Source organism: Clostridium sp. Marseille-P2415, assembly GCF_900155545.1.
Classification (GTDB): Bacteria; Bacillota; Clostridia; order Lachnospirales; family Lachnospiraceae; genus Lacrimispora.
Genome location: NZ_LT732526.1, coordinates 531,392 through 543,867 on the forward strand (window position 1 = coordinate 531,392; position 12,476 = coordinate 543,867).

At 46.2% G+C, this 12,476-nt stretch carries 9 protein-coding genes; 8 read left to right on the plus strand and 1 reads right to left on the minus strand.

Annotated features, from left to right (window positions below):
* The first annotated feature begins 91 nt into the window (after positions 1-91).
* The 6 genes from rpoD to BQ9856_RS07445 all read left to right on the plus strand — a co-directional run bounded on the left by rpoD (position 92) and on the right by BQ9856_RS07445 (position 9,910).
* The gene (gene rpoD, locus BQ9856_RS07420; protein WP_077610464.1) at positions 92-1,234 is read left to right on the plus strand and encodes an RNA polymerase sigma factor RpoD; all 1,143 of its coding nucleotides are present in this window, start codon (positions 92-94) and stop codon (positions 1,232-1,234) included.
* A gap of 70 nt (positions 1,235-1,304) precedes the next feature.
* Positions 1,305-1,940: an epoxyqueuosine reductase QueH gene (locus BQ9856_RS07425; protein ID WP_077613289.1), complete on the plus strand. Its 636-nt coding sequence runs from the start codon at positions 1,305-1,307 to the stop codon at positions 1,938-1,940.
* A 126-nt stretch (positions 1,941-2,066) separates the two neighbouring features.
* Positions 2,067-2,333: an HPr family phosphocarrier protein gene (locus BQ9856_RS07430; protein WP_077610465.1), complete on the plus strand. Its 267-nt coding sequence runs from the start codon at positions 2,067-2,069 to the stop codon at positions 2,331-2,333.
* Positions 2,334-2,739: 406 nt separating this feature from the next.
* Positions 2,740-7,299, plus strand: a complete 4,560-nt coding sequence (gene gltB / locus BQ9856_RS07435) for a glutamate synthase large subunit (protein WP_077610466.1) — start codon at positions 2,740-2,742, stop codon at positions 7,297-7,299.
* Positions 7,300-7,312: 13 nt separating this feature from the next.
* A complete protein-coding gene (locus BQ9856_RS07440; protein WP_077610467.1) occupies positions 7,313-8,800 on the plus strand; it encodes a glutamate synthase subunit beta in 1,488 nt (495 codons plus the stop codon).
* A 363-nt stretch (positions 8,801-9,163) separates the two neighbouring features.
* Complete coding sequence (locus BQ9856_RS07445) at positions 9,164-9,910, plus strand: hypothetical protein (RefSeq protein ID WP_077610468.1); 747 nt, start codon at positions 9,164-9,166, stop codon at positions 9,908-9,910.
* Positions 9,911-10,001: 91 nt separating this feature from the next.
* Here BQ9856_RS07445 and ychF read toward each other — a convergent pair whose 3' ends face one another.
* Entirely contained in the window at positions 10,002-11,099 is a 1,098-nt protein-coding gene (ychF, locus tag BQ9856_RS07450) for a redox-regulated ATPase YchF (RefSeq protein ID WP_077610469.1), read from the minus strand.
* 206 nt (positions 11,100-11,305) lie between these two features.
* Between ychF and lgt the strand changes: the two genes are divergently transcribed.
* Positions 11,306-12,184 carry a prolipoprotein diacylglyceryl transferase gene (gene lgt, locus BQ9856_RS07455; RefSeq protein ID WP_077610470.1) on the plus strand — a complete coding sequence of 293 codons (879 nt, stop codon included), beginning with the start codon at positions 11,306-11,308 and terminating at the stop codon, positions 12,182-12,184.
* Position 12,185: 1 nt separating this feature from the next.
* Positions 12,186-12,338, plus strand: a complete 153-nt coding sequence (locus BQ9856_RS07460) for a Spo0E family sporulation regulatory protein-aspartic acid phosphatase (protein WP_200801273.1) — start codon at positions 12,186-12,188, stop codon at positions 12,336-12,338.
* The last annotated feature ends 138 nt before the right edge of the window (positions 12,339-12,476 follow it).

The following is a 12,476-nucleotide window of genomic DNA, read 5'->3' on the forward strand; positions in this document are numbered from 1 at the left end:
GCAGAAATATGTTGAAATATGGATTCCGGTAGTATATAATGAAAAGTTGTGTGGGCTTTATGTATACTTCTTAGCGAAAGGACGTTATTAAGTGGAAAAAGAGAATTTTTTAGAGAAGCTGGGGAAACTTGTCGAGCTTGCCAAAACAAAGCATAACGCTTTGGACGTAACGGAGATTAATAACTTCTTTATGGGGGAAGAGCTGACAACAGAGCAGATGGATCAGATTTATACTTACCTGGAGAATCGCGGCGTGGACGTGATCCCGGTCATTGACGATTCCGTTTTAACTGATGATACGCTCATGTCAGACGACCTGCTTTTGGATGATGATATTGATGATACCTTTATAAAGGATGTAGATGAGGAAGATATTGATCTTGACGCCATTGATTTATTGGAAGGAATCGGTACGGAAGATCCTGTCCGCATGTATTTAAAGGAAATTGGCACGGTACCACTTTTGAACGCAGAGGAAGAGCTGCGCCTTGCTAAGAGGAAGGCGGATGGCGATGATGATGCCAAGGAGCGGTTGATTGAAGCCAATTTACGCCTTGTGGTCAGCATTGCAAAGCGTTATACAGGCCGCGGCATGAGTTTCCTTGATCTGGTTCAGGAAGGCAATTTAGGCCTTATTAAAGGTGTTGAAAAATTCGATTATACCAAAGGTTATAAATTAAGTACATATGCTACTTGGTGGATACGCCAGTCTGTGACCCGAGCCCTTGCAGACCAGGCAAGAACGATCCGTGTGCCTGTGCATATGGTCGAGACAATTAATAAAATGTCCAAGATGCAGAGAAAGCTGACTCTTGAGCTTGGATATGAGCCGTCTGTGACAGAACTGGCAGAAGCTCTTGACATGTCCGAGGACAAGGTTATGGAAATCATGCAGATCGCCAGAGAGCCTGCATCCTTAGAAACACCGATTGGGGAAGAGGATGACTCCAATCTGGGGGATTTCGTGGCTGACAACAATGTGGTCACACCGGAAGGAAATGTGGAATCCGTCATGTTAAGAGAGCATATTGACGCCCTCCTTGGAGATTTAAAAGAGAGAGAGCGCCAGGTTATCGTGCTCCGGTTCGGACTGGAGGACGGCCATCCGCGCACATTGGAAGAAGTGGGGAAAGAGTTTAATGTTACCCGCGAGCGCATCAGACAGATCGAAGCAAAGGCACTTAGAAAGCTGAGAAATCCGGTTCGCAGCAAGCGGATCCGGGATTTCCTATAAAAACAGGAGGCGTGGCAAATATATTCCACGTCCTTTTGTGATTCATAAAAACAGCAGGGAAGGAGACACCATGAACCGGAGAAATTACCAGAAGGAATTGGAGGAAGTCATCACAGAACTTAAGGAACAGGAAAAAGTTCCCAGGCTGCTTTTGCATAGCTGCTGTGCGCCGTGCAGCAGTTATGTACTGGAATATCTGTCCCGCTATTTTAAAATAACCGTGTATTTTTATAATCCCAATATTTATCCGCCTGAGGAGTATGGAAAACGCGTAAAAGAGCAGGAACGGCTCATAGCAGGCATGAAATTCCTTCATCCGGTCACTATGGAGACCGGGGCCTATGAGCCGGATGAATTTTACCGGATCGTAAAAGGACTTGAAAAGGAGCCGGAAGGCGGCGAACGGTGTTTTAAATGCTACGAACTGCGCCTTTCAGAGGCGGCAAAGGTTGCCCAGGCCGGCCGCTTCGACTATTTTACCACAACCCTGTCCATAAGTCCCTTAAAGAATGCCGATAAGCTCATTGAGATCGGTGAGAAGCTGGCAAGGGAGTACCGCGTTTCTTATCTGCCTTCTGATTTTAAGAAGAAAAATGGGTATAAAAGATCTGCAGAGCTGTCTGCAGAATACGGTCTTTACCGGCAGGATTACTGTGGCTGCGTATTTTCCCAAAGAGAAAAGCCGGTAATATCCGAGGTTTCTTAAGCACAGCTTTGCAATGGAAAATATATCATAGACATACCGGGTTTGTCTTGACATGAATTGGGAATTGTAATAAAATTAACGATGAGGAGTATATCTAAAATTTTTGAGGATAAAGGAGAAAACGTTATGTTATCAAAGACACTGACTGTAGTAAATCCATCCGGACTTCACTTAAGACCAGCAGGAGTTCTGTCTCAGACAGCTATGAAATTTAAATCCGATATTATCATTGAGTACGGAGATAAGAGGATTGTAGCGAAAAGCGTATTAAACGTTATGGCGGCCGGTATCAAGTGCGGCGCTAAGATTAACTTGATTTGTGAAGGCGAAGATGAAGCAGCAGCGATGAAGACCATGGCAGAAGCAGTTGAGAGCGGTCTTGGAGAGATGTAATCCATATCTGTTAATTTTATAAAAGGATATCGCATAGAGCCCTGGGAAGATGATTCCCGGGGCTTTTTCTGTGAATGTGCAGTCACAGGATCTGGCCTTAAAAACGGATAGAAACCTTATGAAAAAAATACAGACTTAACTATCGAAAGCATATGCTTAAAAAAATTAGAAATTTGTGCCATTATCCTTAGGAAAGCCAATAATTGTGTATTAATCATAAAAAATATCAATTGGAGGAGATATATTTCTGAAACTATATTTGTATAGATCATAATTGTCGAATTATCTGAAAATACCAAAATAAAACACATTTACAAAGCGCGAAAAATGTAGTATTATCAACTAAAATTTACTGTTGTGCTTTAATACCCCAAAGCAGAGGAGACAGTCAGGAAAGGAAGAGATTATGGATACGAGTTTACAATCCCTCAACAAAAAAGTAACTCCGGGGCTCTATGATTCCCGCTTTGAGCATGACAACTGCGGGATCGGTGCGGTTGCCAATATGAAAGGCATAAAAAACCATAAAACGGTAGAGCAGGCGCTCCATATCGTAGAAAATCTGGAGCACCGTGCGGGAAAAGATGCGGAAGGAAAGACGGGGGATGGTGTGGGTATCATGCTTCAGATCTCTCATCGTTTTTTTAAGAAAGTGACGAAACCTCTCGGCCTTGAGATCGGCGAGGAGAGGGAATATGGAGTCGGCATGTTTTTCTTCCCCCAGGATGAGCTTGCCAGAAACCAGGCTAAGAAGATGTTTGAGATCATTGTTCAGAAGGAAGGCCTTGAATTCTTAGGCTGGAGAGATGTACCCATTCATCCGGAACTGATCGGGGAAAGGGCCGTAGACTGTATGCCCTACATAGCACAGGGATTTGTAAAAAAGCCTGCAGATACCGGGAAGGGCCTGGAATTCGACCGAAAGCTTTATGTTTCCAGGCGTGTTTTTGAGCAGAGCAACGACAATACCTATGTGGTCTCCTTAAGCAGCAGGACCATTGTCTATAAGGGCATGTTTTTGGTGAAGGAGCTGAGAAAGTTTTTCCCGGATCTTCAGGATAAGGATTATGAATCCGCTATTGCAGTGGTTCATTCCCGTTTCAGCACCAATACTAACCCCAGCTGGATGAGAGCCCATCCCAACCGTCTCATTGTACATAACGGCGAGATCAACACCATTCGCGGAAATGTAGATAAGATGATGGCCAGAGAAGAGAATATGGAATCCGAGTATTTCCGGTATGATATGCATAAGGTCCTTCCGATTATCAACCAGGAAGGTTCGGACTCTGCCATGCTTGATAATGCTCTGGAATTTATGACGATGAGCGGAATGGACCTTCCGCTGGCCGTTATGGTGACCATTCCTGCACCATGGGAGCATGATAAATCCATGCCTCAGGAGATTAAGGACTTCTACCGGTACTATGCGACCATGATGGAACCATGGGATGGCCCGGCTTCTATCGTATTCAGTGACGGTGACCTGGTTGGCGCTGTTCTGGACCGCAACGGTCTTCGTCCTTCCAGATATTACATTACGGATGATGATCAGATGATCCTGGCTTCTGAGGTAGGTGCCATTGATATTGAGCAGAACCATGTGGTGAGAAAAGAGCGCCTTCGTCCGGGTAAGATGCTTCTAATTGATACGGTTAAGGGCTGCCTGATCAGCGATGAGGAACTGAAGGAATATTATGCGGCCCGCCAGCCTTACGGAGAATGGCTGGATTCTAATTTAATTGAACTGAAAGAGCTGCCGATCCCCAATAAGGGGGTTCCTGCCATGAGTAAGGATGAAAGGGCGAAGCTGCAGAAGACTTATGGATATACCTATGAGGAATACAAGACCATGATTCTTCCCATGGCATTAAACGGTGCGGAAGCAGTTTCAGCCATGGGGGCAGACAGTCCCCTGGCGGTGCTGAGCAAAAAACACCAGCCTCTGTTCAACTATTTCAAACAGCTGTTTGCCCAGGTCACCAATCCTCCGATTGACTCCATCCGTGAGGAGATCGTTACCTCTACCACTGTTTATGTGGGCGAGGAAGGGAACATCCTTGAGGAGGAAGCGGAAAACTGCAAGATATTAAAGGTCAATAATCCGATTCTCACCTGTACGGACTTATTAAAGATTAAAAATATGAAGAAGCCTGGCTTTAAGGTAGAAGTGATTCCCATTACTTATTATAAGAACACATCCCTGGAAAAAGCCATTGACAGGCTGTTTCTGGAGGCAGACCGGGCGCACCGGGATGGGGCGAATATCATCATCCTTTCCGACCGGGATATTGATGAAAACCATGTGCCCATCCCATCCCTGCTGGCCGTATCTGCTCTTCAGCAGCATCTGGTCAAGACAAAGAAGAGGACCTCTGTGGCGCTCATACTGGAAAGCGGAGAACCAAGAGAAGTACATCACTTTGCTACCCTGCTGGGATACGGAGCCTGTGCCATCAATCCGTACCTCGCGCAGGAGTCCATCCATTCCCTCATTGAGAGCGGAATGTTAGATAAAGATTATTATGCAGCCGTAGAGGATTATAACGCAGCAGTTCTTCATGGCATTGTGAAGATCGCTTCCAAGATGGGAATTTCAACCATACAGTCCTACCAGGGGGCCCAGATTTTTGAGGCGATCGGTATTTCAAAGAAGGTGGTTGACAAGTATTTTACGGATACGGTAAGCAGAGTGGGAGGAATCACCCTGGATGATATTGCCAATGACGTGGATGTCCTTCACTCAGCCGCTTTTGATCCCCTTGGCCTTGACGTGGATTTAACGCTGGACAGCGCGGGAAGCCATAAGGAGAGGGCGGGACAGGAGGAGCATTTATACAATCCTCTTACGATCCACCTCCTTCAGGAAGCAGCCAGAACCGGAAGCTACGAGATCTTTAAGGAGTACACCCATGCCCTGACGGAAGAGGGGCAGACGGTCAATTTAAGAAGCCTTTTGGATTTTGATTATTCCAAATCAAAGGAAATTCCGGTGGATGAGGTGGAAAGCGAAGAATCCATCGTCAAACGCTTTAAGACGGGAGCCATGTCCTACGGTTCCATTTCCCAGGAAGCGCATGAAACCCTGGCGGTCGCCATGAACCGGATTCACGGTAAATCCAACAGCGGAGAGGGCGGTGAAAGCCTGGAACGTCTGAACGTGGGAGCAGATGGCATAAACCGCTGTTCTGCCATCAAGCAGGTAGCTTCCGGGCGCTTCGGCGTAACCTCTAAGTATCTGGTAAGTGCCATAGAGATCCAGATCAAAATGGCACAGGGCGCGAAACCGGGAGAAGGCGGCCAGCTTCCGGGCCAGAAGGTATATCCATGGGTCGCTAAAACCAGGCATTCAACCACCGGCGTGGGCCTCATTTCCCCGCCGCCTCACCATGATATTTACTCCATTGAGGATCTGGCCCAGCTGATTTATGACTTGAAAAATTCCAATACCAATGCCAGGATTTCTGTGAAACTGGTTTCAGAGGCGGGCGTAGGTACGGTTGCTGCAGGTGTTGCAAAGGCCGGCGCGCAGGTAATCCTCATTTCCTCCTTTGACGGCGGAACCGGTGCGGCGCCAAGAAATTCCATTTATAATGCAGGCCTTCCATGGGAGCTTGGTGTGGCGGAAGCCCATCAGACCCTGATTATGAATGGGCTGCGTGACAAGGTGATCCTGGAGACGGACGGGAAGCTGATGACAGGACGTGATGTTGCCATTGCATGTATGCTGGGAGCGGAAGAATTTGGTTTTGCCACGGCGCCTCTTGTAACATTAGGCTGTGTGATGATGAGGGTCTGCAACCTGGATACCTGTCCGGTCGGCATTGCCACCCAGAATCCGGAGCTGCGGAAACGTTATAAAGGAAAACCGGAATATGTGATCAACTTCATGTATTTCATTGCAAAAGAACTCCGGGAATACATGGCAAAGCTTGGAATCCGTTCGGTAGATGAGCTTGTGGGAAGGACCGATCTGTTAAAGAAGAAAGACAATATTTCCTCGGAACGGGCAGGAAAGGTTGACTTTACCGCGATCCTGGGGAATCCATATGCAGGCCGGAAGCTTGCAGGCTACAGCCAAAAGCAGGTATATGATTTTGAACTGGATAAAACCATAGATGAAAAGATTATCCTTAAGAAATTAAAGCAGGCTCTGCAGGGAGGCCAGAAAAAGAGCCTTCAGATAGATGTTTCCAATACCGACCGCGCTCTGGGTACCATTTTTGGCTCGGAAATCACCAGGCTATATCCGGATGGGCTTCCGGAGGACACCTTTACCATCAATTGTACGGGCAGCGGCGGACAGAGCTTTGGAGCCTTTATTCCCAGGGGCCTTACCCTGGAACTGATAGGGGACAGCAATGATTACTTCGGAAAGGGGCTTTCCGGCGGCAAGCTGGTGGTTTATCCGCCTCAGGGGATCAAGTTTAAGGCTGAGGATAACATCGTGATCGGAAATGTGGCCTTATACGGTGCCACCAGCGGTAAGGCGTTCATATGCGGGATAGCCGGCGAACGCTTCTGTGTCCGGAATTCCGGTGCGACCGCTGTTGTAGAAGGCGTGGGAGACCATGGCTGTGAATACATGACAGGCGGACGCGTGGTGGTACTGGGGCCTACGGGCAAGAACTTTGCGGCCGGAATGAGCGGCGGTATCGCTTATGTGCTGGATGAAAAGAGAGATTTTTATAAGAGACTCAATAAGGAAATGGTTTCTTTTGAAGAAGTTACAAATAAATATGATGTTCTTGAGTTAAAAGAAATGATCAAGGAACATGTGGCTTACACCAATTCCGCAAAAGGAAAAGAGATCCTCGATAACTTTGGAGAATATCTGCCTAAATTTAAGAAAATCATGCCTCATGATTACAGGCGCATGATGAATACCATCGTCCAGATGGAGGAAAAGGGCTTAAGCAGTGAACAGGCACAAATCGAAGCATTTTATGCCAATACAAAAAAGTAAGGAGGAGCAGACAATGGGAAAGCCAACAGGATTTTTAGAATATAGCAGAAAAACAGGAAAAACGGTAGACCCCAGGGCTCGTATAAAAAATTATAACGAGTTCCATCTGCCTCTTTCCGAAAAAGAACAAAAATGCCAGGGCGCGCGCTGCATGGATTGCGGCGTCCCCTTCTGCCAGTCCGGTGTGGTCTTAAAGGGCATGGTTTCCGGCTGCCCCCTTAACAATCTGATCCCGGAATGGAATGAGCTTGTATATACGGGGACATGGCACCAGGCCTATAACAGACTGAAAAAGACCAACAGCTTCCCGGAATTCACCGCCAGGGTATGCCCGGCCCCCTGTGAAGCTGCATGTACCTGCGGTCTTAACGGAGATCCGGTCGCAATCAAAGAAAATGAGTATGCCATCATTGAACGTGCTTATGAAAGCGGCATAGCAGGCCCCACCCCGCCAAAGATCCGTACCGGTAAAAAGGCAGCCGTCATCGGTTCCGGCCCTGCAGGGCTGGCGGCAGCAGACCAGTTAAACAAAAGAGGGCACAGCGTTACCGTATTCGAAAGAGAGGACCGGGTGGGCGGCCTCCTGATGTATGGAATCCCTAACATGAAGCTGGAAAAGCATGTCATTGACCGGAAAGTGGAGATCATGAAGCAGGAAGGCGTGACATTCATAACAGGCGCAGACGTAGGAAAAAACCAGAAAGCCAAAGATTTATTAAAGGATTATGACCGGGTCATCCTGGCCTGCGGAGCTTCAAACCCCAGGGATCTAAAAGTCCCCGGAAGAGATGCCGAGGGAATCTATTTTGCAGTAGATTTCTTAAAGTCCACCACAAAGAGCCTGTTAAATTCCAATCTGCAGGATCATAGCTATATATCGGCAAAAGGCAGGCATGTCATCGTAATCGGCGGCGGGGACACCGGAAATGACTGCGTGGGAACGGCGATCCGTCATGGCTGTGCCTCCGTCCTGCAGCTTGAAATGATGCCAAAGCTGCCCGAAAAGCGGACCCCGGACAACAGCTGGCCCGAATGGCCAAGAGTATTAAAAACAGACTACGGCCAGGAAGAATCCATTGCTGTATTCGGCCAGGACCCGAGGTTGTATCAGACCACGGTAAAAGAGTTCATCAAGGATAAGTCCGGCAAAGTCGTAAAAGCCATCCTGATGGGCCTGGAATCTAAGAAGGATGAAAAGACCGGCCGCATGAGCATGGAACCCGTAGCCGGAAGTGAGAAAGAAGTTCCTGCTGATATCGTTCTAATTGCAGCCGGATTCTTAGGAGCACAGAATTATGTTGCGGATGCCTTTGGAGTAAAATTAAATGGCAGAAGCAATGTAGAAACCGAAAACGGAAAATACAGGACAAATGTAGATAAGGTATTTGTGGCCGGAGACATGCATAGAGGCCAATCCCTGGTAGTATGGGCCATAAGAGAAGGCCGTGAAGTAGCCAAAGAAGTAGATGTGAGTTTAATGGGGTATTCAAACCTGGCATAGCTACAAGCAGTGCGCCAATAAAAGCGGAAATATCCGGAAGAAAGCAAGCTTTCTTCCGGATATTTTTGATTATGCTGGCATACGGCGCCAGCCGTCCAGCGAGAAGGAGCGCAGCGGATTCGAGCTGGAGCACTGCTTCATCCTAACGGGCCGCACAATCAAACTTTTTCCCTCCCCTATGCAAATTTTGGAAGTCAACAGGTACAATTTTGGCACATGACTTGAAAAGCTGGTCAGAAACTGTAAAATAAATATATAATTCAGTATATTCCTGAATCCGGGGCATCAACAAATCAACAGGTCGCTGTTATTGTCAGTAACGGCAAGAGGATACAATGGGGGGAAAGAGAAGTGGAAGTCAGCATGGCTGGGAAAAGAAATGTATATTTTACGATTGCAGTAATTGGTATTTTTGTCTGGTTTGAAGGCTGGACTTTATTTTTCACCGGCTTGTCAAAAATCATAATCAAGGCGGTGCTGCCACTTCCATTTTTTAGCGGCAGTACAGTTGACCTGTTCATTCAGGCGGTCATTGAATATGGAGAAACAGTCATATTGCTGCTGGTCCTATCCCAATGCATGCTGGAAAAAGGGGAAAGAAGGGCCCGATATAAGAAATCCCTCTATCTATATTCTGCCCTGGGAGTGTTCCCGGAAAGATATCTGATTCTTCTGTTAAATTATATCATGTTCAGCTATGGCGCGTCCGTGCTGGAGATCATAGTGGGAACGGCAGCAGCGAAACTGTTATACATTTTTTCCATAATGGTATTCGTATGCCGGCTTACCGTAAACAGAGGAGAACAAGCATTTCATAAAGGAATACCGGACCAGAAATATTTTATCATTGCGGCAGCTGTAACGGTCTGCATAGCGGTATTGTGCTCGGCAAAGGAATGGCAGGATTATCAAAGAATCATGAATGGATGGGTAGAAATGGGATCCTATGGCATGTTTGATCTGGTGACCGCGGCGCGGCCGCATTATTCCGTGATCAATCAATGGATCCTTCCTTATCTGACCAGGATATGTGCAGTGCTGTATCTTATGCCGGTGAAAAAGGAAATAGAAAAGGAAGTGCCGGAAGAGTGCTTTGTTAAATGGCAGTAGTCCTCAGGATTGATTTTGAAAGAAGGCCGGCACCTTTATGCGCCGGCCGGTATCTCCTGATTTTTAAACGTGATCACCATTTGAAAATACTCTATACATTAAAGCGGAACAGGACAACATCGCCGTCCTTAACCACATATTCCTTACCTTCCACCCGGACCAGACCTTTTTCCTTAGCAGCGCTGTAGCTTTTACAATCCAGAAGATCCTGGTAATTCACGACTTCCGCACGGATAAAACCGCGCTCAAAATCGGAGTGGATCTTTCCGGCTGCCTGAGGTGCCTTGGTTCCTTCCTTGATTGTCCATGCTCTTGTCTCGGTGGGGCCGGCAGTTAAGTAACTGATGAGTCCGAGTAAATGGTAGCTTGCTGCGATCAGTTTTTCAAGGCCGGATTCCGTAAGGCCTAAATCCTCCAGGAACATCTTTTTTTCGTCTTCTTCCAGTTCTGCGATCTCCTGTTCGATCTGGGCACAGATCACGAAAACCTCACTGTTATTCTCTTTGGCAAATTCCCGGACCTTTTCCACATAATCATTGGAAGCTCCGTCATCGGCTAAGTCATTCTCGTTCACATTTGCAGCGAAGATGACAGGTTTAAACGTGAGAAGGTTCAGCGTGGAAATGAAATCCCTTTCTTCTTCATCCTGGGTCTCCATGCTTCTTGCCAGATTTCCGTTCTCTAAGTGGGACTTGATTCTCTTTAAGATCTCCAGTTCTTTTGCCAGGGATTTATCGTTCATGGCTCCCTTGGTGGTCTTTGCGATGCGGCGGTCCAGGATTTCCAAATCGGAAAAAATCAGTTCCAGATCAATGGTTTCAATATCGCGCAGCGGATCCACACTTCCCTCCACATGGATTACATTGGTATCCTCAAAGCAGCGCACCACATGAACGATGGCATCTACTTCACGGATGTTGGAAAGAAACTGGTTGCCCAGACCTTCTCCCTTGGAAGCCCCTTTTACGAGCCCTGCAATATCGACAAATTCGATCACGGCAGGGGTGATTTTTGCGGAATCATAAAGAGCGGCCAGCTGCCCTAAGCGTACATCCGGAACGGGAACAACTCCTACGTTGGGATCAATGGTACAGAATGGGTAGTTGGCAGACTCTGCCCCGGCCTTCGTGAGAGAATTAAACAGAGTGCTTTTACCTACGTTCGGCAATCCGACAATACCTAATTTCATAGCAATTACCTTCCTAATATTGTTTATATTCATGGTTGATTTTTATCTACAACTAATATAGAATATCATATTATCCGCAAAAATAAAAGAGAAAAACGCAAGAATCAACCCCTTTGTCGAATTATAGACGAATATGTCGGGCGAATCTGTTTGATTTTTGTGTTTTCACGGGGTAAAATAAAGAAAACATCGAAAGGAGAAGACGAATGGCAAATACGGCAGATATTAGTTTTGTGCATTTGGGAATTACGATTAACCATCTGCAGAACAGTATCTCGATATTTGGATTCCGCATTGCATTCTACGGTATTATCATAGGGATTGGAATATTGGCAGGCCTGTGGGTTGCGGCAAGTGATGCAAAGCGCCGGGGACAAGATCCGGATATTTATCTGGACTTTGCCCTGTATGCAATCATATTTTCTATTATAGGTGCCCGAATCTATTATGTGGTATTTGATTGGGACAATTATAAAGACGACCTGCTTCAAATTTTGAATCTCAGGGCAGGGGGACTGGCAATCTATGGAGGTGTCATAGGTGCTGTCATAACCCTTATCGTTTACGCCAGGGTGAAGAAACTTTCCTTCTTTTCCTTGGCTGACACCGGATGCCTTGGCTTGATAACCGGACAAATTATAGGAAGATGGGGAAACTTCTTTAATTGCGAAGCGTTTGGCGGATATACCGACGGCCTGTTTGCTATGAGAATCAGAAGAGCGCTGGTTAATGAGAATATGATATCTAGGGAGCTTTTAAATCATCTGATCGTAAAAGACGGGGTTGAATATATACAGGTGCATCCTACCTTCTTATACGAATCAGTCTGGAATCTCTGCGTTCTGATATTTATGCTTTGGTACCGAAAACGCAAGAGATTTGATGGAGAGATGCTTCTTATCTACCTGCTTGGCTACGGTTTGGGACGAGTATGGATAGAAGGAATCCGTACGGACCAGCTAATATTCTTTGGTACTGGCATTCCGGTGTCTCAGGCACTGTCATTAATTCTGGTAGCGATATCAACTCTTGTGCTCTTCTGCAAACACAGACAGATACGAAAAAAGAGCAAAGGAGAAGTATGATATGATGATGTCAAAAGAAGAGTTAATACGTGATATTGAAGAAGCGAGGGAAAGATTAAATATAAGCATTGAACACGATGATGAAGACGTTATTTATCACAGAAGCATAGAGCTGGATAAATTAATTGAACAATATATTGCAGCAGGCTATTAAGCGGAAAAGATCGTTATACATTTTGTGTGAGCTTAAGAAGAACACGGGAAGAGATATTCCTCCCGTGTTTTTTTCTGCCCTCATATATTTTTTTTGCCCTTTTATAGAAAATAGTGGGAAATAACAGCCTTTCTCTTT

What these genes read in the sequence shown, in the direction of transcription:
- ychF (WP_077610469.1), bottom strand. Translation starts at nt 11,099, where the DNA reads ATGAAATTAGGTATTGTCGGATTGCCGAACGTAGGTAAAAGCACTCTG.
- lgt (WP_077610470.1), top strand. Translation starts at nt 11,306, where the DNA reads ATGGCAAATACGGCAGATATTAGTTTTGTGCATTTGGGAATTACGATT.
- BQ9856_RS07445 (WP_077610468.1), top strand. Translation starts at nt 9,164, where the DNA reads ATGGCTGGGAAAAGAAATGTATATTTTACGATTGCAGTAATTGGTATT.
- BQ9856_RS07430 (WP_077610465.1), top strand. Translation starts at nt 2,067, where the DNA reads ATGTTATCAAAGACACTGACTGTAGTAAATCCATCCGGACTTCACTTA.
- BQ9856_RS07440 (WP_077610467.1), top strand. Translation starts at nt 7,313, where the DNA reads ATGGGAAAGCCAACAGGATTTTTAGAATATAGCAGAAAAACAGGAAAA.
- BQ9856_RS07460 (WP_200801273.1), top strand. Translation starts at nt 12,186, where the DNA reads ATGATGATGTCAAAAGAAGAGTTAATACGTGATATTGAAGAAGCGAGG.
- gltB (WP_077610466.1), top strand. Translation starts at nt 2,740, where the DNA reads ATGGATACGAGTTTACAATCCCTCAACAAAAAAGTAACTCCGGGGCTC.
- BQ9856_RS07425 (WP_077613289.1), top strand. Translation starts at nt 1,305, where the DNA reads ATGAACCGGAGAAATTACCAGAAGGAATTGGAGGAAGTCATCACAGAA.